We start from the raw sequence: 24,829 nt of genomic DNA on the forward strand, positions 1-24,829 counted from the left end.
ATGCCATTTCAACTGTCGGAGGCGCCGCAACATTCAGTGCCAGACGCGGCATCAACTGTGGGAGCGAATTCATTCGCGAATAGCCCGTGCGGACCCTGAAAATGTGTCGTCAGGAACACCGTTTCGCGAATGAATTCGCTCCCACAGGATTTGTGTCTGGCGTGAATCCCGGGGCTTAGCCTTTCGGCATTTCCCCGCCCATCCGCTCGCTGATGATCTGCGCCGTCTGCCGCAATTTCCCCGCAGCCGCCGTCTGGCGTTGATCCGTGAACACCGACGCCGAGCCCACCACCGTGATCACGCCCGCCAGTTTGTTGCCCATGCTGAACACGGGGGACGACACCGCATTGACCCCTTCCATCAACAGCCCGTGAATCTGGTGCACGCCGGTGCTGCGGATTTCCTTGAGGTGGCGGTCGATCTCCTTGAGCTGCTTCGCGTTGAGGCTGGCCGATTCGGCTTCACGCAGGGCAGCGGTTTCGGCCGTCGAGAGAAACGCATCGAACACCAACCCCGTGGACGAACTGAGCAGGGGCAGCACCGAGCCGATCTTGGTCACCAGCGTCACCGCGCCCAAGGATTGCTCGACGTACACCACGGTCGGCCCCTTGTTGCCCCACACCGCCAGAAAGCAGGTCTCGTTGAGCTCGTCGCGCAATTCGATCAACGCCGGGGCGCTGGTTTTCAGCACGTCCAGCTGGCTTAGCGCCGCCAGCCCCACCTGCAACGCCGAGCGTCCGAGGCGGTAATGGTTGGTGACCGGGTCCTGCTCGGCGAACCCACTGTCCACCAGGGCCTGTAAATAGCGATGGACCTTGCTGGCGGGCATGGCGACGTGTTCCGCGAGCTTCGACAGCGACGTGGCGGGAGCCAGTTCGGCGAGTGCCTTGAGAATGCCGACGCCCACTTCGGCGGACTGCACCTTCTGTTGGCGCGGGATTGCAGGGGATGCGGAATCGTCTGTCATGGGTCAAGGCGCCGGTCTGAAAGTGCTGTCTTATAGCTTGACCGTTCCGCAAACTCAAATTACGTTATGCGTAATCTGGTTACGTAAAACAAAAATATGAGGTCGAGATGTTCACCCCACCTGCATTCGAGGCGTTGAGCTACCAGTCCGGATTCGGCAATCAATTCAGCAGCGAGGCGGTGCCTGGCGGATTGCCGGTGGGCCAGAACTCCCCGCAGCGCCATCCTCTCGGGCTCTACGCCGAGCAATTTTCGGGCACGGCCTTCACCGTTTCCCGCGCCGAGGCCCGTCGCACCTGGCTGTACCGCATTGCGCCGTCCGCCGCGCACCCGCGTTTCGAGCGTCTTGAACGGCAGATCACCGGTGGTGGGCAGCAAGGCCCGATCACCCCGAACCGCCTGCGCTGGAACGCCTTCGACATGCCCACCGCACCGACCGATTTCATCGACGGCCTGGTTGTGTTGGCCAGCACCTCGGCGGCGGACCAGGCCGAAGGCGTCAGCGTTTACATCTACACCGCCAATCAGTCCATGGAGCGGGCGTTCTTCAACGCTGACGGCGAATGGTTGATCGTCCCGCAACAGGGCCGTTTGCGCCTGATCACCGAGCTGGGGCTGCTGGACATCGCGCCGCAGGAAATTGCCGTCATCCCGCGCGGGCTTAAATTCAGCGTGCACTTGCTCGACGGGCAGGCGAGGGGCTACCTCTGCGAGAACCACGGCAGCCCGCTGCGCTTGCCGGACCTTGGGCCGATTGGCAGCAATGGCCTGGCCAACCCTCGGGATTTCCTGGCGCCTGTCGCGCATTTTGAGAACAGCGCGCAACCCGCCGTGCTGGTGCAGAAGTTCCTCGGCGAACTGTGGGAAACCACCCTTGAGCACACGCCGTTCGACGTGGTGGCGTGGCATGGCAACAATGTGCCGTACAAGTATGACCTGCGGCTGTTCAATACCATCGGCACCGTCAGCTACGACCACCCGGACCCGTCGATTTTCACAGTGTTGACCTCGCCCGCTCCGACCCACGGACAGGCCAACGTCGATTTCGTGATCTTCCCGCCGCGCTGGATGGTGGCGGAGAACACCTTCCGGCCACCGTGGTTCCATCGCAACCTGATGAACGAATTCATGGGCCTGATCGACGGCGCCTACGACGCCAAAGCCGAAGGCTTCATGCCCGGCGGTGTGTCGCTGCACAACTGCATGAGCGCCCACGGTCCGGACAACGCCACTGCTGAAAAAGCCATGGCGGCCGACCTCAAACCGCACAAGATCGAGCAGACCATGGCTTTCATGTTCGAGACCGGCAAACCTTTGCGCCCCAGCCGCCACGCGCTGGAGTGCCCGCAATTGCAAAGCGACTACGATGCCTGCTGGAGCGGCATCGCCAGAACCTTCAAACCTTTCGATACGGACGGCCAACGATGAGCACTTCCCATCCTTCGCGCAGTTGGGTGACCTCTGCCAACGACCACCCTGATTTCCCGCTGCAGAACCTGCCATTTGGTGTCTTCAGTCGTGCGGACGGCAACCGGCGCGGTGGCGTGGCCATTGGTGAATGCATTGTTGATTTGCGTGTCGCCTTCGATGCAGATCTGTTCAGCGGCGCGGCCCGGGAAGCCGCCGAGGCGGCCAGCCGCGGTCAGCTGAATGCCTTTTTTGCGCTGGGGGCCGCGCCCCGCCAGGCGCTGCGTCGCGAGTTGCAGGGGCTGCTGGAAGAAAACAGCCCGCACCGTGAGCGCTTGCAGGCGCTGGGTGAGACATTGCTGGTGCCCATGGGCGACTGCCAGTTGTACGTGCCTGCACAGGTCGGGGATTACACCGATTTCTACGTCGGCATTCATCACGCGATGAACGTCGGCAAGCTGTTCCGTCCGGACAACCCGCTGCTACCGAACTACAAGTACGTGCCGATTGCCTACCATGGTCGCGCCTCGACGCTCCGTGTGTCGGGCACGCCGGTCAAACGCCCCAACGGCCAGACCCTCGCGCCTGGCGCTGAGGCACCGACCTTCGGGCCGAGCAAACGCCTGGACTACGAACTGGAGCTTGGCGTGTGGATGGGGCCGGGCAATGAGGCCGGCGAGCCGATTGGCATTGCCGACGCCGGTGATCACATTGCCGGTTTCTGCCTGCTCAACGACTGGTCCGCTCGGGACTTGCAAGCCTGGGAGTACCAGCCACTCGGACCGTTTCTTTCCAAGAGCTTCAGCACCACGATCTCCCCGTGGGTGGTGACGGCCGAGGCACTGGCTCCGTTCCGCACCGCGCAGCCCAAGCGGCCCGAAGGTGATCCGAAGCCGCTGGATTATCTGTTCAATGAGCAGGACCAACAGCAGGGCGCGCTGGATATGGAACTGGAAGTGTTGCTGCTCACCGCGCAGATGAAGGAGCAGGGCCTTGCGCCTCATCGTCTCGCGCTGAGCAACACCCTGAACATGTACTGGACCTTCGCCCAAATGGTCACGCACCACAGCGTCAACGGTTGTCAGTTGCAGCCGGGCGACCTGTTCGGCACCGGCACGCTGTCGGGGCCGAACGCGGGGCAGTTTGGCAGCCTGCTTGAGATGACCGAAGGGGGCAAGCACGCGGTCGAGTTGCCCAGCGGCGAGACGCGGACCTTCCTGCAGGCGGGGGATGAGGTGATTCTCAAGGCCCGCTGCCGCAGGGATGGCGAGGTGAGCATCGGGTTTGGCGAGTGCCGTGGGGTGATTGTCGGGTAGCCAGCGGGTGCGGTGAGTCGGACTGTGCGTGTGTGTCAGGTCCGCCGCTTTCGCTGCCGTCGTAACCTCCGGCGTCTCCCACAGGTTTGATGTCGTTTGCAGAATGTGCGATCGACTCTGAACCGGTAGGAGCGCCAGGCACGATTTTTCAGCAATTCGCCGATCCTGTGGGAGACGCCGGAGGTTACGACGGCAGCGAAGGCGTCAAGCCTGACACACCGCCACCGCCACCGCCGGCAAGCCGTGCTGCTACGAAGGCGTCAGATGAACCCCGGCACCAACGACCCGCTCCGGGGCAAGAACCGGCCTTGCCGCTCACCCTGCGGTTTGCCATCGGCATAGCTCAATCGTCCATTCACCCAAACCCCGTCGATGCCTTCGGCGGCGCGTTTCGGCTCTTTGAAATCGGCAACGTCACGCACGGTGTCCGGGTTGAACAGCACCAGGTCCGCCCAATAGCCCTCGCGTACGAAACCGCGTTCATGCAAGCCGAAGCGGGTGGCGGTCAGTCCGGTCATCTTGTGGATCGCCCGGTGCAGCGGGAACAGCCCAAGGTCGCGACTGAAATGCCCCAACACCCGGGGGAACGCGCCCCACAGACGGGGGTGCGGGAAGGGATCTTCCGGCAGGCCATCGGAGCCGATCATCGAGAGCGGATGTTTCAGGATGTTCTGCACATCGTTCTCGTCCATCCCGTAGTACACCGCGCCCGCCGGTTGTAGCTGGCGCGCGGCATCGAGCAGCGACAGGCCCCAGTCGGCCGCGATGTCTTTCAAATCACGTCCACTCTGATCCGGGTGCGGCGTTGACCAGGTGATGGTGATCCGAAACGCGTCGGTCACTTGCTTCAAATCCAGCGTCGATGAACTCGCGGCGTAGGGGTAACAATCGCAGCCGACCGGGTGGGTCAGCGCGGCGTTTTCCAGCGACGCCAACAACTGTGGACTGCGCCCCCAATTCCCCGCGCCTGCGCATTTCAGGTGCGAAATCACCACCGGCGATTTGGCGTGACGGCCAATGTCGAACGCTTCGTCCATGGCTTCCAGCACCGGCTCGAACTCGCTGCGCAGATGGGTGGTGTACACCGCACCAAACGCCGTCAGTTCTTCGGCCAGTTGTTTGACCTCCTCGGTTTCTGCCGAGTACGCAGAAGCGTAGGCCAGGCCGGTGGACATTCCCAGCGCGCCGTCTTCCAGGCTCTGACGCAATTGCTCGCGCATGGCGCTGATCTCGGCCGGGCGGGCGGTGCGGAACAGGTCGTCCAGATGATTGCTGCGCAGGGCGGTATGGCCGATCAGCGCAGCGACATTGACCGCCGGACGGGCCTTGTCCACGGCATCGCGGTAATCGCGAAAGCGCGGATAGGCAAATGCCTTCGCCGGTCCCAGCAGGTTCATCGGGTCAGGGGGATCGCCCGCCAACGTCACGGGCGAGGCGCTGATCCCGCAGTTACCGACGATCACCGTGGTCACGCCCTGGGTGATTTTCGGCAACATGTCTGGCTGACGAATCACCACCGTGTCGTCGTGGGTGTGCACATCGATGAAGCCTGGCGCCAGCACCCGACCGGCCGCGTCGATGTGTTCTCGGGCCGAGACGCCGCTCAAATCTCCGATGCGCTGAATGCGCCCGTCATGCACCGCCACATCGGCGCGTAAGCCCGGCGTGTCGCTGCCGTCGATCACCAGCGCGTCGCGAATGATCAGGTCGTAAAGCATGGGTCAGTCTCCAAGCGGCAGGCCGTCGTCGCCGCCGCGGTAATCATCGAGGGCCAGCTTGATGCGGCGCAGGCGTTCCTGATTGTCGTCAGGGGCGATCAGCGCCAGCTCCGTAGCGAGCACGTCGAGGGTCAGCAGCATGCCGTAGCGCGCGGCCGTGGGTTTGTAGATGAAATTGGTTTCGGCGATTTGCAGCGGTAGCAGCACGTCTGCCAACGCCGCCAGTGGCGAGCCGGGGAGGGTGATTGCCAGAATCTTCGCGCCGTAGCTGCGGGCCAGGGTCACGGCGTCCAGCAGCTCCGGGGTCAGCCCACTCAAGGAGCAGACGATGAGGCTGTGGTCGGGACCTAGGGTGGCGGCGATCAGGCGCATCATCACCGGGTCGCGGCAGGCGGCGATGGGGTAGCCGAGACGGACCAGCCGGGTCTGCAATTCCTCGCTGCACAGGCTCGAACAGCCGCCCATGCCGAAGCTGTGAATCATGCGGGCGGGGGTGAGCAGGGCGACGGCGGCCTTGAAACGGGCATCGTCGAACCCGGCGAGGTGCTGGCGCAGGGTCGATTCGATGTCGCCAACGATCTGGCTGAAAAACGCCGACTGCTCGGGCGCCTGTTCCGGCTTGAGAAAACGGCTGCCGACGCCGCTGGCCTGGGCCAGTTGCAAGCGCAGATCGCGCAGGTCCTTGCAGCCCACCGAGCGGGCGAAGCGCGACAGCGTGGCGCTGCTGACTTCGGCACGGGCGGCCAACTCGTCGAGGCTGGCGCTGGCCGAGAAAGCGACATCGCTCAGAATCAGCCTGGCAATGCGGCCTTCACCGGCGCTGAACGAATCCTGCCGGGCGCGGATTTGATAAAGAATGTCCACTCAGAGCACCTGTGCCAGGCCGAGGGTGAGGACGAACGCGATCACTGAAATCAGCGTTTCCAACACCGTCCAGGTCTTGAAGGTCTGTGCCACGGTCATGTTGAAATACTCCTTGATCAGCCAGAACCCGCCGTCGTTGACGTGGGAAAAGATCACCGAACCCGCGCCCGTCGCCAGCACCAGCAACTCCGGGTGCGGATAACCCAGGCCCATGGCCACGGGTGCAACGATGCCCGACGCGGTGGTCATGGCCACGGTGGCCGAGCCGGTCGCGATGCGCATCAACGCAGCGAACAGCCAGCCCATGAGCAGTGGGGAGAGGTGAAAATCCTGGGCCAGCCCGACGATTTCGTTGGTCACGCCGCTGTCCACCAGAATCCGGTTCAGGCCGCCACCGGCGCCGACCAACAGTGTAATGCTCGCCGTCGGCGCCAGACATTCCTGAGTGAACTTGAGGATCGAATCGCGGCTGAAGCCCTGAGCAATCCCCAAGGTCCAGAAACTGAGCAAGGTCGCCAGCAGCAGGGCGATCACCGAGTTGCCGACGAACAAGAGAAAGCTGTTGAAGGCGCTGCCCGGCGTCGACAGCAGGTTGGCCCAGCCCCCCAGCAACATCAGCAGTACCGGCAGCAGAATGGTCGCCATGGTGATCGCGAAACCGGGCAATTGTTTGCGCGGTTCGCGGTCGAGGAACTGTTTGGCCAGCGGATTTTCGTCCGGCAGGTGAATGCGCGGTGCGATGAATTTTGCGTACACCGGCCCGGCAATGATTGCCGTCGGGATGCCGACCAGGATCGCGTAGAACAGGGTCTGGCCCACCGACGCCTGATAGGCCTGGACTGCCAGCATCGCGGCGGGGTGAGGCGGCACCAGTGCATGGACCACCGACAGGCCCGCGACCATCGGCAGGCCGACCATCAGAATCGACACCCCGACCCGGCGCGCCACGGTGAAGGCAATCGGCACCAACAGCACAAAGCCCACTTCGAAGAACAGCGGCAGCCCTACCAGAAAGGCGATGCAGACCATGGCCCAATGGGCATTGCGCTCGCCAAAGCGGTCGATCAGCGTCCGCGCCACCCGCTCGGCGCCCCCGGACTCGGCCATCATCTTGCCAAGCATGGTGCCCAGCGCCACCACCAATGCGATGTGGCCCAAGGTCTTGCCGACCCCGCCCTCATAGGAGGCGACCACCGATGTCGCGGGCATCCCGGCGACCAGCGCCAGGCCCACCGACACCAGGGTGATGACGACAAAAGGGTTGAGGCGAAAACGGGCGATCAGCACGATCAGGGCAATGATCGCGATGGCGGCGTAGATCAACAGGGACAGGCCGGTAGACGGAGGCATGCAACGGTTCCTTGCAGAGAAAAGGGTCAGTCAGGCGAAAGCACGGCGGAGGTCAGTCCGAACGGGGCTCAGCGATGAAAACGGTCTCGGCAGTGGGTGTCGCGAAAGGGGAGCGAGGTGCATCAGGGGTCGAAAAACGACGATCACAGGCAGGCATTATTTTTATCTCTGAGTTCGTGATGAAAATTAAATTACACGAAAACGGGTAAAAATATCAATTTATGAAAGTTAATTTCTTTTCGACGTCGCACGGTCAATCGTCTGTAGGAGCGAATTCATTCGCGATCGGTGGTGCATCCAACACGTCTTCTTCGGATGCACCATTGCCTCGCGAATGAATTCGCTCCTACAGGGGGATTACGCTCGTCCTTGGGATTGGCGACATTCACCCTGCACTAAACCGCTCCCGATACGCCTGCGGGGTCACCGCCACCGCGCGCATGAAGCTGCGGCGCAGGGTTTCTTCGGTGCCGAAACCGCAACGGTCGGCGATGCGTTTGATCGGCAAGGCGCTGTCTCCCAACAACCGGCGTGCCGCTTCGACCCGCAACTGTTCGATGGCGCGGGCTGGGGTGTTGCCGGTGTGGGCGCGGTAATGGCGGACGAAGCTGCGTTCACTCATGCCCACTTGGGCGGCGAGGGTGGCGACGGAAAGGTCGCTCGCGAGGTTGTCGAGCATCCAGGCGTGCAAATCGCCAAAGCGGCTGTCCTGACTGCGCGTGGCGTGCTGCATCGACAGCGCGGTGCTGAACTGCGATTGTCCCCCTGGCCGTTTGAGAAACACCACCAGGTCCCGCGCCACGGCCAGTGCCACCGGGCGTCCGAGGTCGGCTTCAACCATCGCCAGTGCCAGGTCGATGCCCGCCGTCACGCCAGCCGAGGTCCACAGCGCGTCTTCGTTGATGAAGATTGGCTCGGGGTCGACCTGCAAGGCCGGGTAGCCGACGGCCAGTTGGTCGCAACTGTCCCAATGGGTCACCACGCGATGCCCGTCCAGCAACCCCGCTTCCGCCAGCAAAAAGGCGCCAGTGCAGACCGACGCTACCCGCCGCGCACCTGCCGCCTGATCACGCACCCATTGCACCAGCGTCTGATCCTTCAACGCGGTGTGAACCCCTCGACCACCTGCAATGATCAAAGTGTCCGAGGGCGTTTCCGGCAGGGGTTGCGTGTGCAGACCCAAGCCCGCCCAGGACACGACGCTGCCTTCTTGTCTGGCGATGACGGCAGGGGCGTACGGGGTTTCGAAGCCTTGTTCCACTGCGTGTTCGTTGGCCGAGGCGAAGACCTGCAACGGACCGGTCACATCAAGCAACTGCACATTGGGGAAGGCCAGGATATGGATGGCTCTGAGGGCGTGGGTCATGGCCGGACTCGACTGAAGGGTTGGCGGAAAATGTGGGCTTAATGGCGTATCCGCCAGAGCCTATCTCGCTACAGTGAATTCGTCCACTTCACTCAATCAGGAGCACCCTCATGACCCTGCACATCGGCCTGCTGGTCTTTCCCAAGGTTCAACAACTCGACCTCACCGGTCCTTATGACGTGTTCGCCAGCCTGCCGGGCGTCACAGTGCACCTGGTCTGGAAAAACCTCGATCCGTTGCTGTCGAGCACCGGCCTCGGGTTGATTCCGACCCAGACTTATGAAAACTGCCCGGACCTTGACGTCATCTGCGTGCCTGGCGGTGTCGGCATCGATGCGCTGCTGGAAGACGCCGAGTCCTTGGCGTTCATCCAGCGTCAGGCAGCAAACGCGCAATACGTGACGTCCGTCTGCACCGGCGCGCTGGTGCTGGGTGCAGCAGGGTTGCTGGAAGGCAAGCGCGCGACCACGCACTGGGCGTCTCACGGTTTGCTGGAGAAATTCGGGGCGATTCCGGTTCATGAACGTGTCGTTCGGGATGGCAACCTGATGACCGGTGGCGGCGTAACGGCGGGGATCGATTTCGCTCTGACCCTGATCAGCGAACTCTTCGATGCAGACACCGCGCAGGCCGCTCAGCTGCAAATCGAATACGCGCCCGCGCCGCCGTTCGATTCAGGCCGTCCGGACACCGCGCCCGCTCACATCCTTGCCCTCGCCCAGCAGCGTGCGGCCGCTGGGCTGGAAGCGCGTCGGCAGATCGTAGAGCGCGTGGCGGCCAACCGCTAAGCGGTTCGGGCCTGCAACGGTATTTCGTACCAACAGAGGAAGAGGTCCAGCGCCGACTCCACCACGGACGCCTGTTTTTCGGGCGTCAGGATCGGTTCGTTGAGGGTGACCTGCGGCCAGAACGCGAACGCCTTGAGCAACGCGTGAATCTGCGACGCAGCGAACCCCGGCTCGACGGCTTTCAAACGGCCGTCCTGCTGGGCGCCTCGCACCCAGACGGTAAACGTCTCTTCGCGTTCGTTGAGGCGGTTGACCCATGCTTGGGCGCGTTCGGGGGAGTGAATGGTGGCGCTGATGGCGACGCGCGCGAGGTCGAGGAAGTTGCTGTCAGCCAGGGTTTTCATTTTGGCGTCGAGCAAGTCGCGCAGTTGATCGCGCAAGGCCACGCCGGGCCGATAGATGGCCTCGGGCTGTGCCGTGGCCCGTGCCCATAAGCGATGGAGCATTTCCGAGAACAGCTCTTCCTTGCTCGGGAAATGGTTGTAGACAGTGCGCTTGGAGACCTCAGCCCGAGCGGCGATGCGGTCCATGCTGGTGACCTCGAAACCGTTGTCGCGAAATTCGGCAATGGCTGCCTGCACGATGGATTCACGTTTTCGGTCGGTCAGTCGTTCGGGCGCAGTCATGGCATCGCTTCTGGAAGGTGAGGCTGGGAATGATCGCCAGCGAGAAAATTACACCGAGCAGTTTACTTCTCTTTGCGGTTCGTGCAAGCTTGAAACTACACTGTGTAGTGTAAAAGCCTGTTACAACTTCTCGCTTACTTCTTTCCGTCGTATGCAACATTCTGCAACGCGTCCGCCGTTGCAGAAACCTCCACCCGTTTCATGGAGTCAGCACCTCATGGCCTCGATCGAAAAAAACCTCGATAACGCTACCCCGTTGCCCGTTCTTTCTCGCGAGGAGGGCCGCTACCGCAACCAGAAGCCGATGCAGCGCTCCGGGTTCCTGAAGACGCTGCGGATTTTCTGGAACGCCATGGTCAACAAACCTCGCCACACCCGTCCGGTCGGCGAGATTCCGGTCCAGCCGCTGTCTCGCCAGCAATTGCTGGCCGCGCCGAACAACACGGTGTATCGCCTGGGCCATTCGACGGTGCTGCTCAAGCTGCGCAATCAATACTTTCTGACCGATCCGGTGTTTGCCGAGCGTGCGTCGCCGATTCAATGGGCAGGTCCACAGCGTTTTCACCAGCCGCCGATCAGCCTTGAGGACCTGCCGCCACTGAAAGCGGTGATTCTGTCGCACAACCACTACGATCACCTCGACCACATGACCATCCAGGTGCTCAAGGACAAGGCTGAGCACTTCATCGCGCCGCTGGGCGTGGGCGACACGCTGATCGAATGGGGCGTGCCGGCCGAGAAGGTCCAGCAACTGAACTGGTGGCAGTCGACGGAGATTCACGGCATTCGCTTCGTCGCCACGCCCGCCCAGCATTTCTCCGGGCGCAGCCTGCGCGACGGCAACCAGACGCTGTGGTGTTCGTGGGTGATGCTCGATGGCGAGCAACGGATTTTCTTCAGCGGCGACACCGGCTACCACGCGGGCTTCAAGCTGATCGGCGAGGAGTACGGCCCGTTCGACCTGACGCTCATGGAAACCGGCGCCTACAACGTCGACTGGCCAGACGTGCACATGCAGCCGGAAGAAACCCTGCAAGCGCACATCGACGTGCGCGGTAAATGGCTGTTGCCGATCCACAACGGCACGTTCGACCTGGCGATGCATGCCTGGCACGAACCATTCGACCGGATTCTGGCACTGGCCTGGGATCGGAGTATCTCGATCACCACACCGGAAATGGGCCAGCCGTTCTACATCGATTACCCGAGCCGAGGCGAGGCGTGGTGGATGAAAGTCGAAAAAGCGTCGGAGACCCCGGCGAAGCGTCGCCACAGTCGGCGATGCAACCGACAGCAGGCCGCGAGCCGCGGGTAGGCGGGCCAGACGGGCCGGGGAATAGCTTCTGTGGGAGCGAATTCATTCGCGAAGCGATGCGGCGGGCGACAGATATGCATCGCCTGTCAGATTGTTACGCGAATAAATTCGCTCCGACAGTCAGGTCCTCGTCAGGCCCCTAATCGTGCGGCGAACCCGGCCTCCTGTAGGAGCGAATTCATTCGCGAACGATGGATCAGACGACACAGACCTAACGGCTGTACGACCGCATCGCGAATGAATTCGCTCCTACAGTTTCAAGCCGCGTGAGGTTCCACGCGGCGCGGTGTGCTCCAGCTTCTGTGGCAATCACCTCAAGGTTTGTTCCGGTTGCGATCCGTGTCCTGAGCGTTGTCTTTCGGGTGCTCAGGATGACGAGGCTGCTCACCTTGCTGGTTCGCCTGTTTGTGCTGCTCACCGACCTTGCCGGCATTTTCCGGCGCGTGTTTCAGGTCTTCCCGGTCTGAGGCTTTCGTCATGGCTATGTCTCCTTCGAATCGATCGTCGTGCGCGTTGTCACGCACCTTCGCTCATTTGCTTGATCAGCATCAGCGCCTCGTCCTTGAACAAGGGCTGTTTCATGCGTTCGGCCAGCAGGGCGACTTCCCGTTCGCGCTTGCAACCGACCACGGCAGCAACGGCCCCTTGCTTGCAGATCAGCGCCAGAAACTCGAAGGTCTCCGGTTCGCCGAGGTAAACGATATCGTCCCATTCGGCCGCGTGACCCAGATAGTCCAGCCGCTTACCGAAATGGAAGGTCCAGAAATACGGCACGTCGCTGTAATGTTTTTCAGCGCCCAGCATGTTGCTTGCGGCGATCCGCGCCTGCTGTTGCGCCAACCGCCAGTGTTCGATCCGCAGGGGCTGGCCATTGATCGGGAAGGTGGCGATGTCGCCCGCCGCCCACACGTCCTTGCCTGCTTTCATCCCTGAGTCCACGCTCAGCGAACCGTCTTTTTCCAGTTGCAGGCCGTCGACAAATTGTGTGGACGGGGAGACGCCAATGCCGATCAGCGCGAGGTCCACCGGCAGCCGCTCACCGTTATTCAGCAAGGCGGTTTCCAGACGTTTCTTCCCCCCATGTCCATCGCCTTCGAAGCGGCTAACGTCCACATGGGTGCGAAACAGCACGCCATTTTGCTCATGAAGGGCGCGCAACGCTTTACCGATTCGCTCGCCTAATTGATCGGCGAAGGGCACCTCGTGGTGGGCGAGCACGGTCACGTTAACCCCGTGTTTGCGCAGCGCGGACGCGGCTTCCAGGCCGATGAAGCTGTCGCCGACGATCAGTGCCTGTTTGCCCGGCTTGGCGGCGGCGAGGATTTTCTTCGCATCGTCACGGGAACGCAGGGTCAGGACTTGCGGCAGGTCCGCGCCAATCAACGGCAGGGCACGCGGTTCGCCACCGGTGGTGATCAGTACGGCGTCGTAGGCAAAGCGGCGGCCGTCCGACAAGGTCAGACGCTTGTTGACGACGTCCAGCTTCATGACCTCGCCTTCGATACGCTCGATGTGGTTTTCGTCGTAAAACGCGTCGTCGCGAAGGGGCGGGGTTTCGTCGGGGCGCATGTCGGCCGCGAGTACGAATTTGCTCAGCGCCGTCCGGTCGTAACCCGGCGCAACCTCCCGGTCCACCAGCAACAGGCGGCCATTAAAGCCTTTTTCCCGCAACGCGCACGCGGCGGCCGTTCCGGCGGCACCGGCGCCGATGATGACAAAGCAGCGGTCGTCGTCGGGGCGGGTGTCGTGCTCGACAGAAAGCGCTTGATCGTCGACGTGAATCTGATCGTCGATCACTTGCAGCGGGTAGCGGGTCAGGGCGTCCAGCGCAGGCGGTTCGCACAGATGCCCGTCGGAAATGGCAAATTCTGCTTTGTGCCACGGACAGATCAAATGGCCGTTGCACACCGCACCGTCGGCCAGGGGCGCGCCCGCGTGAGGGCATTCCGCCTGATAAGCGCGAACCTCATCGCCATGGCGCACCAGTACGACTTTTTTCTCGCCTGCTTCAACCTGAATCCCGCGATCTCGACGAAGATCGGCCAGGCTCGCGACTCGATGCATTGCCATGTTCAATTCCTCCCAGGCTTTCTGTTGGGAGTCGGCGGGCTCGATAGAGGTTCACCGATTTTTCAGCTGCAAGCTTCGAGCGGCAAGGTGCCAGCTACGAGCAGCAAGCTACAAGCTGCAAGCAAAAACGCAATCGTGAGCATCTTGAGCGCTGCTTTTAGCTTGCCGCTTGCAGCTCGTCACTCACCGCTCTAAACCCAGGCGTTGATGCCAGTCGGCAATTGACTCTTCCGGATACTGTTCGAACTGCTGATCCTTCGGCCCGGCCTGGACTTCGACCCACGACGCCTTGGAGTCGAGCAATAGGTGCGTGTGCTCGGGCGGGGTGGGCAGGGGCGTGTCGATGGCGGAGGCGAACGGGTGAATCAGCTCCGGCCATTCCGGGCTGAACAGCCACAATGCACTGCCGCACTGCTGACAGAAATGCCGCTCGGCGCTGCTGGTGTGCACGTGTTTGTGTTCATCGTCGCGCATCTTCGCGTGGTAGATGGCGATGCTGCTTTTGCCTTTGACCTTCAGGCTTTTGGCGTCGCCACCGAGATTGATGGCATAGCCGCCTCCGCCTTGAGTCTTGCGGCAGATCGAGCAATAGCAGCGTTGATAGGGGTAGGGGTGGGCGCTGTTCAGGCTGAACTCCACCGCGCCGCAATGGCAGGAACCTTCCAGATGCATGATGGGCCTCCGTTCTCACTGGGGTCGACTCATAGGTCTAGACCTCGCGCTGGCCCAAGGTTTCCCCGAACGTTCGTTCGGATGTTTCATGAAGTGTTCGCTAAAGAAGCCCTGCTAAGCGTCGATAAGCAGAAGTCGTACGACAACTGCGACCACTGCCACCACAATAACGAGCCTACGGTCATGAACCTACGCAACCTCACCATCGCCCGACGTGCGGGCCTCGGTTTTACCCTGATTTCCCTGCTGGTCGCGTTGCTGGGCTGGTTTGCATTAAGCCAGATGTCCACCATCCGTCAGAGCGAGGTAGCGGTTGAGAGTAACTGGATGCCGAGCATGCGGCTGGTCAGCGAGATTCGCGAAGCCATGTTGCGCATCCGCACGATTTCGCTGCGCATGGCGCTGGACACCGATCCCAAGAGCGTCGGCACCTATAAGGGCCAGATGGACGCACGGGTCAAGGTGCTGAACGACAAACTGGGGACCCTCGACACGTTCATCGACACCCCTGAAGAGAAGGTGTTGTACGACAAATTCCGCAGTACGCTGGCCGATTACCAGCGCGGCCTTAGCCAGTCGTTCGTGTTGGCGGAAAGTGGCGATTCGAAGGCCATGAACACGTTGCTGCTGGTGGACATGAAAACCGCCGTCGATAATTCGGGCGCGCAACTCGGCGACCTGACGGACTTCTATTCGCAGCAGGTCGAACAGGAAGGCAAGGCTGCAGAGTCTCAGTACCGCGCCTCGCGCAATGTTGTGTTGGTGTTCGTGCTGATCGCGGCGCTGGCGACCGTCATCCTGGCCCTGTGGCTGACCCGCAGCATCATCCAGCCGCTCGAAGACGCGGTCACGGCGGCGGAATTCGTCGCCAAGGGCGATCTGACCCACGATATTCGCGTCGAAGGCAAGGATGAGGTCACGCGTCTGCTGACCGCGCTGCGTCTGATGCAAACCAATCTGCGCGGCACCTTGAGCCTGATCGGCAGTTCTGCCAGCCAATTGGCTTCGGCCGCCACCGCTCTCAATACGGTCACCGAAGACAGCCATCGCGGGCTCAATCGACAGAACGCGGAAATCGAACAGGCCGCGACGGCGGTCAACGAAATGACCTCTGCCGTGGAAGAAGTGGCGCGCAACGCGGTGTCCACGTCCCAGGCGTCCAGCGAATCCAACGACGCGGCGCAAGACGGGCAAGCGCGGGTGATTGAAACCGTGACCTCGATCCAGAACCTCTCCAGCAACGTGCAACACACCTCGGTACTGGTGCAGACCCTGGCCGATCAGTCTCAGGACATCGGCAAGGTGCTGGACGTGATTCGTTCCATCGCGGAGCAAACCAATCTGCTGGCGCTGAACGCCGCCATCGAGGCCGCACGCGCCGGGGAGTCGGGACGCGGCTTTGCGGTAGTCGCCGATGAGGTGCGCGCACTGGCCCATCGCACCCAACAATCGACGCTTGAAATCGACAAGATGGTCTCGACCATGCGCAGCGGTTCCAGCGACGCGCTGGCGTCCATGTTGGTCAGCCGCACGCGGGCGACGGAAACGCTGGAACTGGCGCAAGGCGCGGGGGAGTCGCTGACCCGCATCACCTCGTCGATCAACCAGATTTCCGAACGCAACCTGGTCATCGCCAGCGCCGCCGAAGAACAGGCGCAAGTGGCGCGGGAAGTGGACCGCAACATCGTCAACATCCGCGACCTGTCGCAACAGTCGTCCTCCGGTGCCAACCAGATCAGCGCGTCCAGCACTGAGCTGTCGCGCCTCGCGGGGGAGTTGAATCAGGTGGTGACGCGGTTTCGCGTGTGATCTGATTGCTGATGTCGCCGCTGCGGTTTGGCGTATGTCAGCGTCCTCCCGGTCAGACGTTGCTTAAAGGATTCACCTCATTCACTTGCCTGACCCGGCGTTGGCTTGCATGATTCTCCCCGTCTAATAATTCCTGGCGGGCTGAACCTGCCGAGCAGATAGGTGACAAGGCAATGGATGATGTGAATCGCGGTTTCAGCAGTTGGTTGCGCGCCCCTGGACACAAGGCGTGGTTGGCACAGGAGGGCAATCGACTGTTGGCGTTCGCCAAGGCGGCCAGGCTGCCTCAGGGCTTCGGTAATCTGGACGAGCAGGGACGGTTGCCCGCCGACGCCGTTGCGGAAACCATGAACACCGCCCGCATGACCCATAGCTTTGCCCTCGCTCACATCAATGGCATTCCTGGTTGCGCCGAGCTGGTCGACCACGGCGTTGCGGCGCTGGCGGGACCGTTGCGGGATGCCGAGCATGGCGGCTGGTTCGACAAGCCCCTCGATAAAGGCGGCAGCACGGGCAAAGCTGCCTATCTGCATGCCTTCGTTGCGCTGGCCGCTTCCTCGGCGGTCGTTGCCCAGCGCCCTGGCGCCAAGGCTTTGCTCGATCAGGCGATCCAGGTCATCAGCCAGCACTTCTGGAGCGAAGAAGAAGGCGCCATGCGCGAGTCCTTCGCCCGGGACTGGAGCGACGAAGAAGCCTACCGCGGCGCCAACAGCAACATGCACAGCACTGAGGCGTTTCTGGCCCTGGCCGATGTCACCGGCGATGCGCGCTGGCTGGACCGGGCGCTGAGCATCGTCGAGCGAGTGATTCATCAGCACGCTGCGGCGAACAATCATCAGGTCATCGAGCATTTCACCCTGCAATGGCAGCCGGTGCCGGAGTACAACGCCGACAAGCCGGACGACGGTTTCCGCCCCTATGGCACGACGCCGGGCCACGCCTTCGAATGGGCGCGGCTGGTGCTGCACCTGGAAGCGGCGCGTCAGGCGGCGAAACTGGACACCCCGGCCTGGTTACTGGAGGACGCACGTCTGCTGTTCGAAAACGCCTGCCGCTTTGGCTGGGACGTCGATGGCGCGCCGGGCATCGTGTACACGCTGGACTGGGATAATCGCCCGGTGGTGCGTCATCGTTTGCACTGGACCCACGCCGAAGCCGCAGCCGCGTCGGCCGCCTTGCTTCAGCGCACCGGCGAGCAGCAATACGAAACCTGGTATCGGACCTTCTGGGAATTCAACGAAACCCTGTTCATCGACCGCGAGCACGGCAGCTGGCGCCATGAGCTGAATCCGCAGAATCAGCCGAGCGCTGATATCTGGCCGGGCAAGCCTGACCTGTATCACGCGTATCAGGCGACGTTGTTGCCCGTCTTGCCGCTGGCGCAGAGCCTGGCGACGGCATTGGAGCGTTTGCAATGATCCGCATCGGCGACTATATCGAATCGCTGGACACCTCAGCCCTGTCGCGCTGGGCCTCGCTCACGCCGTGGGAACTGGTCAGCCGTGCCCCTGAAATCGTTCGCGAACTGTTGGTGACGCTGGGCGACGACTACGAAATCCGTGGCGACATTGCCGTTCACAAAACGGTGGTGGTCGAGGAGGGGGCGGTGCTCAAAGGGCCATTGATCATTGGGCCTGAGTGCTTCGTGGCCACCGGCGCGTACCTGCGGGGTGGTTGCTGGGTGGGTGAGCGCTGCATCTTCGGTCCCGGCGCGGAGCTGAAAACCTCGTTCGTTTTCGATGGCACCAAGCTCGCGCACTTCAATTTTGTGGGGGATTCGGTGCTGGGCGCGGGGGTGAATCTGGAGGCGGGCAGCATCGTCTGCAATTACCGCAACGAGCGCGACGACAAGGAAGTCCGCGTGCGCGTCGACGGCCGTCTGCGTGCCACGGGCTGCGACAAATTCGGCGCGCTGATCGGCGACCGCTCCCGCATCGGCGCCAACGCCGTGCTGGCGCCGGGGGCGTTGCTGGCCAAGGCGACCATCATCCGGCGCGGTGAGGTGTTTGACGCAGAAAGCAAGCCGTTGTAGCCGCACGGCTTGCCTGCGGTGGCATCAGGTCAGCCAGCCCCTGTGCCACCGCTCCACCGCGTGCACCGGATTTGCCATCGCTACGCAATGGATCGTAGGCAAGCCAACGCCTACGGGTAGGCGTACCGCATGCGGCGGCCCGTCACGCCAACCGTTGGGTCACGCGAATCACTTGCCGCGCGATGTAGGCGCCGGTGACGATTACGCCGAACAGGCGCAGGGTCTGCATGGCCAGCACAAAGCCGACATCCGAGTGGGTGTCGATGGCGATGATCGCCATGGCATCGAGCCCGCCGGGGCTCGTAGCAAGGTACACCGAGAGGAAATCCTTGCCCATCATTTCGGCGATCACCCAGGCCGAGAGGGCGCACAGCAGGATCAACAGCAGCGCCCCCAGGATCATTGCGGGAAGGCGACGCCATACATAGTTAATCGTCACCCGGTCAAACCGCAGGCCGATGTAGCTGCCGATGGCGCCGTAGGCAATTGCCAGCAGCCAGGTCGGCATGGTGATCTGCAAAATGCCGCTCAATTGCAGCGCGCCGCCCAACAGGAGCGGGACCAGCAGTGCACCAGCCGGTACTTTGGCGCCGAGGGTCACGCCGACCACAATGGTCAGCACAGTCAGGCCCAGGCTCAGGAGGTTCACCCCTTGCAGCATCGCATGGGTGCTGTGCGCATCGGTGCCGCCGACATCGGCGCCAATTGCCCGGCTCACCAGCGCGCCGACCATCACCACACACACCACCCGCACGTATTGCATGGTCGCCACGACCCGCGAGTCGGCGCCGTAATCTTCGGACATCGCCACCATCGCCGACGCCGCCCCCGGCGAAGTGCCCCATGCCGCCGTGCTGCCCTGAATCCCGCCCCAGCGCGCCAGCCCGATGCCCACCACGGCGCTCAGCGCGATGGTCAGCACGGTGGCGAACACCATCACGTGCCAGGAATGCATGGCCGTGAGCAACACACCCATGGTCATCGAGTGCGCCACCAGTACCCCCACCGAGCCTTGGCCGAGACGGAACACGTGTTTGTTGATCCGGATCGACGCACCGGACACGCCAAAGCCGATCGCCACCAGCATTGGGCCGAGAAACAGCGCAGCAGGAACGTGGAAGTAGCGGAACAGTTGGCCGGCGCTGCCGGCGAGAAGGATGAGCAGCAGCCATTGCAAAAGCGGGTGCAGGGTGTCGAGGGAAAACGGGGTGGGGCGCGACAACGAGGATCTCCAAAGCATGGGCGGTTTCCTGATGGAGTTCTGTCCAATGCGCAAAATTATCGACACTTCAATTGATCAAGTCTATTTTCTAATAATCATGAATCGATAACTTTGGTTGATATATGGACCTGCGGGACCTCACCTATTTCGAAACCATCGCCGAGCTCGGTCACCTCGGTCGAGCCGCTGAAAAGCTCAATCGTAGCCAGCCCGCGTTGACCAAAAGCATTCAGCGGCTGGAAGAGTCATTTGGCACCAAGCTGTTTCAGCGCGACGGTCGCCGGATCAAACTGACCCCGGTGGGCGAGCTGTTGCAGGCACGGGGCAAGATGTTGCAGCAAAGCATCGCCCAGACCCAGCGCGAGGTGCGGGATTTCGCCAGCGGCGCTGTCGGGGAAATTCGACTGGGTTGTGCGGCGACGATGGCCGAATACCTGTTGCCCGAGCTGACCAATGCGCTGCTCAAACGGGCGCCGGACATCACCCTGAAGCTGGTCATCGGCCAGGACGACATGCTGCGCGAGCAACTGCGCTCAGGGCATCTGGACATGATCATCTGTTCCCAACGCGGCGTTGAAGACGAAGTCACCGCCTACCCGATCCTCACCGACGAAGCGGTGGTCATCGCCAGCCGCAATCACCCGATCTTCAACGCCCCCTATCAGATGAGCGACCTGTGCAACTACCGTTGGGTGTTGCCGCCGTTGGGGGTGTCGTCGCGGATCTGGGTCGATGAAGCGTTCACCCGTCATCACCTCCCGCTGCCCGTGGTGCAGATCGAGGCCAACTCCATTTCCCTGTTGCCGAGGCTGATCGCCCAGACGAGCCTGTTGAGCTTCATCGCCCGGGAAACCCTCGAATATGGCAAGAACATGCAATATCTGCGGGAGGTACCGCTGGAAGCTACGACCATGACGCGGACCATCTGCGTCATTCTGCGCCGCGAGGGCTACCTCTCGCCCGCGGCCCACGCGATGGTGCAAATGCTGCGCGACGACGGGGGCTCGTTTTTCAGTTGGGTGTAATCCCGAGGCGTTCGGGAGTAGCCTTGAAACAGACAGCAACAACAGTGAACAGCCATCTGGAGGCTAGAAGCATGCAGGCACAGCCACACGAATACACCCGGATTCCGTATTTCATGAACCACGAAGACCAGCATTTTGGCGGCGATCAATCGCCCCTCAACGACGCCGACGCGGACGAAGACAGCGACCCGGAAGGCGATCTGGACCTGGGGGATTTGCGGCTGGATGAGTTCGAGGATGCGGACAAGCTGGACATCGGGTCTTCGACGTTGGGGTAACGCCGCGCCGACAGCTATATCGCGTTGCCGGGTGGTCGTTTCAAATGCCCGGCCAATGCCTCAACGGCCGCTTCCACCGTCCCGCTGAACCCCACCCACGTACACGCCAGCATCAGGTTCTTCGGCAGCTGAAAATCCTCCACCTGATACCCTTGCGCATCAAATCCTTTGGCATCGTGCTCAATCTGTTCGCGCAGGGGCCGGGCGTCTTCGAAGTAGGCCCAGACCGGCTTGCCCAGCGCCACTGCCATGCCCACTTCGAACGCCGTTCCGGAGTCCGGCTCGATTCCCCGGAAAGGGTTGAGATTCGCCAGCACGGCGTCGCAGCGTTTGATCATGTCGATGTTGGCGTGGCAGATCCGTCTGGCGGTGTCGTGGGGCGACAGGCCCTGTTCGACCTCGTTGTCGAACGGGTACAGGCCTTCCAGCCCGTGGGCCTCGCACAGCGATTTAAGGTAGCGCCCGTGTTCAATGGCATCGGCGCGAAAGACATCGAAACCCGCCAGATAGATGCGCGGTGTGGAAAGGGAAGGCATCACAGGCCCCTCGCAAAAACAGTGGCCCGATTGTAGCCCCTCGCTCGGTTGCCGTTGATCGGTCCAACGCAAAATCCTCATCAGTGGGGGCTGGAATCTGTACGGATAACCAGTATCCTGACGCCTTTCCGCCAGCCGTAACGTGACCGCGCCGTGAGCACTTCCCCCCTCGACAATCCGTTCTATTACCTGGAGAACTTTCGCCAGGTGTTGGGCTGGATCGGCCAGCGTTACGACGACCTGCTCAACGAGGAAGAACGCACGTTCATCGACGACTTCGCCCAACTGCCACAGCCTGCGCAGGCCTTGTTGGTGCGGATGGTCATGCGCAAGGGCGTGCTGTTTCGCGCCAGCAAGCTGACCTACGCGGAAATCGGTGATGCCCGCCAGGCCGTTGCGCCGTTGCTGGCGTGTGGTTGGGTTGACGATCAGCCACATCTCGACCTTTCAGCGCTGTTCGCCCTGTTGCGCAAGGACGAACTGAGCCAATGCTTCAAGGCCCATGGCGTCAAAGCCACCGAGAAAAAAGCCGATCTGCTGGCGCGTCTGCTGCCGGTTTTCGAACACATTCAGCCGCTGGATCACTGGTTTTCAGGCGTCGATGAAGTGATTTTCGCCTTGCAGGTCATGCCGCTGTGCGACCGGTTGCGCTTGTTGTACTTCGGCAATCTTTACCAGGAATGGTCCGAATTCGTGCTCGCGGACCTGGGCATTTATCGTTACGAAAAGGTCGAGTTTTCCCTTGAATCGCGAGGCATCAGTCAGCGCGAAGACATCGACACGTGCCTGAGCCTGCACAGCTGTCGGCAGGCGCTGGACGAAGCGGAGCAACTGGAAGAGCTGGCGATTCAGGCCCTGGCGATCCAGACCCTCAATCCGTGGCTGTCGATGCGCCGGGCCAAGCTGCTGTTCCAGATTGGCCAGCAGGCCGAGCGCCAACAGGCATGGCCGCTGGCGCTGAGCGTTTATGCCCAGTCCAGCTACCCCGGCGCACGGGTGCGCAGGGTTCGGGTGCTGGAACGTGGCGAGCAGTACGCCGAGGCCATGGCCCTGTTGCAAGAGGCTCAGGCCACGCCTGAAAACGACGAAGAGACCCAGCACCTGCTGCGGATTCAACCACGGCTATTAAAGAAGCTGGGGCAGGGCGGAGGGGTGAAACGCAAGGCGCGGACAGTCACGCGGCTGGACCTGAGTGTGACGCCGCTGCCCGACCACAATGTCGAGCGGCTGATCCAGCAGCACTTGGCCGAAGAGGGCAGCGAGGTGCACTACGTCGAGAATGCGCTGGTCAATTCGCTGTTCGGGTTGCTGTGCTGGCCGGCGATTTTCGCGCCGCTGCCGGGGGCGTTCTTCCACCCGTTCCACAGCGCGCCGAGCGACCTGTACAGCCCCGACTTTTATCAGCGGCGGGCGGCGTTGTTCGAGGAATGCCTGTCGCAACTGGACGATGAGCGTTATCTGACGGTCATCCGCGACACCTACGTGAACAAATTCGGCCTGCAATCGCCGTTCGTGTTCTGGGGCACCCTCACCCCGGGCCTGCTGGAGCAGGCGCTGCATTGCCTGCCCGCCGCTCACCTCAATCGCTGGTTTCGGCGTTTGTTGCAAGACATCAAGGCCAACCGCACGGGCATGCCCGACCTCATCCAGTTTTACCCCGAACAGCGCCGCTACCGGATGATCGAGGTGAAAGGGCCGGGCGACCGGTTGCAGGACAACCAACTGCGCTGGCTGGATTTCTGCGCCGAGCATGAGATGCCAGTGGTGGTGTGTTATGTGCAGTGGGCACAAGAGGTGGCGGGTCAGTCTGTTGTAGCGTGACCGAACCCTCGCTTCGTCCGATCGCGGCCCGTGCGGTCGTTACCTCCGGCGTCTCCCACAGGGATGAACTGCCCCCAAGAAGTTGGACACCCATCCAACCCCTGGGGGATCTATGGTCAAGTACACCGAGCAGTTCAAGCTCACGGCGGTCACCGCCTACCTGAACGGCACCAACGGCTTCCGAACAGTGGCCAGACATTTTGGCATCGACTTCAGTCTCCTTCGACGCTGGGTCGCCAGTTATCGGACTGGCAACAGCATCAAGCCAATGTCGTATGCGCGGCGGTACAGCGAGGATTTCAAGCGCCAAGTCTTGACCTACATGCATGAGCATCGACTTTCGCTACGCCAGACCGCTGCGCATTTTGACCTTGGGCGGTCCTCCCTGATAGGCATCTGGCAACGCCAGTATTACAGTGACAGTCCTGTCACCCCTACTGCCATCCAGCCAGCCGACACGCCCATGAAAATCAAACCCGCCAAACCCACCGACACCAACGATGCACAAAAGCCACGAGAGCAGTTGATGGCTGAACTTGAGTACATGCGCATGGAGAACGCTGTCCTAAAGGAGCTCAAGGCCCTGCGCGAGGAAAAGGAGCGAACACGGGGGAAAAAGTCCTGATCGTCCGCAAACTCAAGCACCGATTCCCATTGCCCGACCTCCTTGAGCTGGTCGGGCTGGCACGCAGCACCTTCTATTACCAGGTCAAGGCTGAGCAGAAACCGGACCGGCATGCGGCGCTCAAGGAACGGGTGCAGCAGGAATATCACAAGCAGAGAGGGCTGTATGGCTATCGGCGTATTGCGCTTGCGCTCAGAAAGGAAGGAACGCTGGTCAACAAGAAGGTCATCGAACGGCTGATGGCCGAACAGGGTTTGCAATCGGTCGTACGGCCCAAGAAATACCGTTCCTACCGGGGGACTGTTGGCAAAATCGCCGCGAACCTGCTGGAGCGTAATTTTCATGCACCCCGGCCAAAACAGAAGTGGGTAACCGACGTCACCGAGTTCAAAGTGGGTCAGCAGAAGCTCTACTTGTCTCCTGTGATGGATTTGTACAACGGCGAAATCATCGCGTACGAAACAGCCAGTCGGCCTTACTACGAGTTGGTGGGGAACATGCTCGACAAGGCGTTGGCTTGCTTGGGAGACGCGCCCAAACTGGTCGTTCATTCGGACCAGGGATGGCACTACCAACAGCCACGCTATCGCCACGCGCTCAGCGAAAAAGGTGTGAAACAGAGCATGTCCCGCAAAGGCAATTGCCTGGATAATGCGGCGATGGAGAGTTTTTTCGGCACGCTGAAGTCAGAGTTTTTCTACCTGAAGCGTTTCGAGAGTGTGGAAGAATTGAAGGTCGGCCTGGATGAGTACATTCATTACTACAACCATGACCGCATCAAGCTGAGGCTCAATGGCATGAGTCCTGTTGAATACAGGACTCAGGCTGCGGCGTAAACTGTCCAACTTTTGGGGGGCAGTTCAGGGACAGCGCCGAACCCTGGGCATGCCGCGCCATCACCCTTGTAGGAGACGCCGGAGGCACGACGGCAGGGACAGCGGTGGGTCAGTGGAAGATGCGTCGTCTGAACCACGGCAGCTCCCACAGGGTCAGCATCGAACCCTGGGCATGCCGCGCCATCAC

General features: G+C 61.7%; 22 protein-coding genes. 11 read left to right on the forward strand and 11 right to left on the reverse strand.

Annotated features, from left to right (window positions below):
• Positions 1-175: 175 nt before the first annotated feature.
• Positions 176-967: an IclR family transcriptional regulator gene (locus AAEO81_RS12245; protein WP_341963867.1), complete on the reverse strand. Its 792-nt coding sequence runs from the start codon at positions 965-967 to the stop codon at positions 176-178.
• A 107-nt stretch (positions 968-1,074) separates the two neighbouring features.
• On the opposite strand from AAEO81_RS12245, the gene hmgA reads away from it, so the two are divergent.
• Both hmgA and fahA read left to right on the forward strand, forming a co-directional pair.
• Entirely contained in the window at positions 1,075-2,394 is a 1,320-nt protein-coding gene (gene hmgA / locus AAEO81_RS12250; protein WP_341963868.1) for a homogentisate 1,2-dioxygenase, read from the forward strand.
• Positions 2,391-3,689 (forward strand): fumarylacetoacetase, encoded by a 1,299-nt coding sequence (gene fahA / locus AAEO81_RS12255; protein WP_341963869.1) that lies wholly within the window; start codon positions 2,391-2,393, stop codon positions 3,687-3,689. The genes hmgA and fahA overlap by 4 nt, the downstream gene beginning before the upstream one ends.
• Positions 3,690-3,949: 260 nt before the next feature.
• Here fahA and AAEO81_RS12260 read toward each other — a convergent pair whose 3' ends face one another.
• From AAEO81_RS12260 to AAEO81_RS12275, 4 genes are all read right to left on the reverse strand, one after another.
• Positions 3,950-5,407, reverse strand: a complete 1,458-nt coding sequence (locus tag AAEO81_RS12260) for a D-aminoacylase (RefSeq protein ID WP_341963870.1) — start codon at positions 5,405-5,407, stop codon at positions 3,950-3,952.
• 3 nt (positions 5,408-5,410) lie between these two features.
• Positions 5,411-6,271, reverse strand: coding sequence for a MurR/RpiR family transcriptional regulator (locus AAEO81_RS12265; protein WP_341963872.1), 861 nt, complete (start codon positions 6,269-6,271; stop codon positions 5,411-5,413).
• Complete coding sequence (locus tag AAEO81_RS12270; protein WP_341963873.1) at positions 6,272-7,621, reverse strand: gluconate:H+ symporter; 1,350 nt, start codon at positions 7,619-7,621, stop codon at positions 6,272-6,274.
• 385 nt (positions 7,622-8,006) lie between these two features.
• On the reverse strand, positions 8,007-8,987 hold the full coding sequence (locus AAEO81_RS12275) for a helix-turn-helix domain-containing protein (protein WP_341963874.1): 981 nt from the start codon (positions 8,985-8,987) through the stop codon (positions 8,007-8,009).
• A 110-nt stretch (positions 8,988-9,097) separates the two neighbouring features.
• On the opposite strand from AAEO81_RS12275, the gene AAEO81_RS12280 reads away from it, so the two are divergent.
• Positions 9,098-9,775, forward strand: a complete 678-nt coding sequence (locus tag AAEO81_RS12280) for a DJ-1/PfpI family protein (RefSeq protein ID WP_341963875.1) — start codon at positions 9,098-9,100, stop codon at positions 9,773-9,775.
• Here the strand turns inward: AAEO81_RS12280 and AAEO81_RS12285 are convergent.
• Positions 9,772-10,401 (reverse strand): TetR/AcrR family transcriptional regulator, encoded by a 630-nt coding sequence (locus tag AAEO81_RS12285; RefSeq protein ID WP_341963876.1) that lies wholly within the window; start codon positions 10,399-10,401, stop codon positions 9,772-9,774. The two genes, AAEO81_RS12280 and AAEO81_RS12285, sit on opposite strands and share 4 nt — an antisense overlap.
• A gap of 217 nt (positions 10,402-10,618) precedes the next feature.
• Here AAEO81_RS12285 and AAEO81_RS12290 point away from each other — a divergent pair, with 217 nt between their 5' ends.
• Entirely contained in the window at positions 10,619-11,716 is a 1,098-nt protein-coding gene (locus AAEO81_RS12290) for an MBL fold metallo-hydrolase (RefSeq protein ID WP_341963877.1), read from the forward strand.
• 314 nt (positions 11,717-12,030) lie between these two features.
• Here the strand turns inward: AAEO81_RS12290 and AAEO81_RS12295 are convergent, their stop codons facing one another.
• From AAEO81_RS12295 to AAEO81_RS12305, 3 genes are all read right to left on the reverse strand, one after another.
• A complete protein-coding gene (locus tag AAEO81_RS12295; protein ID WP_341963878.1) occupies positions 12,031-12,195 on the reverse strand; it encodes a hypothetical protein in 165 nt (54 codons plus the stop codon).
• Between the two features lie 37 nt (positions 12,196-12,232).
• Positions 12,233-13,786 carry an FAD-dependent oxidoreductase gene (locus AAEO81_RS12300; protein WP_341963879.1) on the reverse strand — a complete coding sequence of 518 codons (1,554 nt, stop codon included), beginning with the start codon at positions 13,784-13,786 and terminating at the stop codon, positions 12,233-12,235.
• A gap of 183 nt (positions 13,787-13,969) precedes the next feature.
• Positions 13,970-14,458 carry a GFA family protein gene (locus tag AAEO81_RS12305; protein ID WP_341963881.1) on the reverse strand — a complete coding sequence of 163 codons (489 nt, stop codon included), beginning with the start codon at positions 14,456-14,458 and terminating at the stop codon, positions 13,970-13,972.
• 183 nt (positions 14,459-14,641) lie between these two features.
• Here AAEO81_RS12305 and AAEO81_RS12310 point away from each other — a divergent pair, with 183 nt between their 5' ends.
• The 3 genes from AAEO81_RS12310 to AAEO81_RS12320 all read left to right on the forward strand — a co-directional run bounded on the left by AAEO81_RS12310 (position 14,642) and on the right by AAEO81_RS12320 (position 18,299).
• Positions 14,642-16,267: a methyl-accepting chemotaxis protein gene (locus tag AAEO81_RS12310; RefSeq protein ID WP_341963882.1), complete on the forward strand. Its 1,626-nt coding sequence runs from the start codon at positions 14,642-14,644 to the stop codon at positions 16,265-16,267.
• Positions 16,268-16,440: 173 nt separating this feature from the next.
• Complete coding sequence (locus AAEO81_RS12315; RefSeq protein ID WP_341963883.1) at positions 16,441-17,685, forward strand: AGE family epimerase/isomerase; 1,245 nt, start codon at positions 16,441-16,443, stop codon at positions 17,683-17,685.
• Positions 17,682-18,299, forward strand: coding sequence for an LpxA family transferase (locus AAEO81_RS12320; RefSeq protein WP_341963884.1), 618 nt, complete (start codon positions 17,682-17,684; stop codon positions 18,297-18,299). The genes AAEO81_RS12315 and AAEO81_RS12320 overlap by 4 nt, the downstream gene beginning before the upstream one ends.
• A 142-nt stretch (positions 18,300-18,441) precedes the next feature.
• Here the strand turns inward: AAEO81_RS12320 and AAEO81_RS12325 are convergent, their stop codons facing one another.
• Positions 18,442-19,521 carry an AbrB family transcriptional regulator gene (locus AAEO81_RS12325; protein ID WP_341964527.1) on the reverse strand — a complete coding sequence of 360 codons (1,080 nt, stop codon included), beginning with the start codon at positions 19,519-19,521 and terminating at the stop codon, positions 18,442-18,444.
• Positions 19,522-19,643: 122 nt separating this feature from the next.
• Between AAEO81_RS12325 and AAEO81_RS12330 the strand changes: the two genes are divergently transcribed.
• Positions 19,644-20,546: a LysR family transcriptional regulator gene (locus AAEO81_RS12330; RefSeq protein ID WP_341963886.1), complete on the forward strand. Its 903-nt coding sequence runs from the start codon at positions 19,644-19,646 to the stop codon at positions 20,544-20,546.
• Positions 20,547-20,617: 71 nt separating this feature from the next.
• Entirely contained in the window at positions 20,618-20,824 is a 207-nt protein-coding gene (locus AAEO81_RS12335; RefSeq protein WP_166595130.1) for a hypothetical protein, read from the forward strand.
• Positions 20,825-20,838: 14 nt separating this feature from the next.
• Here the strand turns inward: AAEO81_RS12335 and AAEO81_RS12340 are convergent, their stop codons facing one another.
• Positions 20,839-21,360, reverse strand: coding sequence for a nucleoside 2-deoxyribosyltransferase (locus AAEO81_RS12340; RefSeq protein ID WP_341963890.1), 522 nt, complete (start codon positions 21,358-21,360; stop codon positions 20,839-20,841).
• Between the two features lie 153 nt (positions 21,361-21,513).
• Between AAEO81_RS12340 and AAEO81_RS12345 the strand changes: the two genes are divergently transcribed.
• Together AAEO81_RS12345 and AAEO81_RS12350 are read left to right on the forward strand one after the other, a co-directional pair.
• A complete protein-coding gene (locus tag AAEO81_RS12345; RefSeq protein WP_341963891.1) occupies positions 21,514-23,181 on the forward strand; it encodes a VRR-NUC domain-containing protein in 1,668 nt (555 codons plus the stop codon).
• A gap of 112 nt (positions 23,182-23,293) precedes the next feature.
• A protein-coding gene (locus AAEO81_RS12350; RefSeq protein WP_341963893.1) for an IS3 family transposase occupies positions 23,294-24,642 on the forward strand; the annotation gives its coding sequence in 2 pieces (ribosomal slippage) (positions 23,294-23,758 and positions 23,761-24,642; 1,347 coding nt in all).
• Positions 24,643-24,829: the final 187 nt, after the last annotated feature.

Source organism: Pseudomonas sp. RC10, assembly GCF_038397775.1.
Classification (GTDB): domain Bacteria; phylum Pseudomonadota; class Gammaproteobacteria; order Pseudomonadales; family Pseudomonadaceae; genus Aquipseudomonas; species Aquipseudomonas bambusae.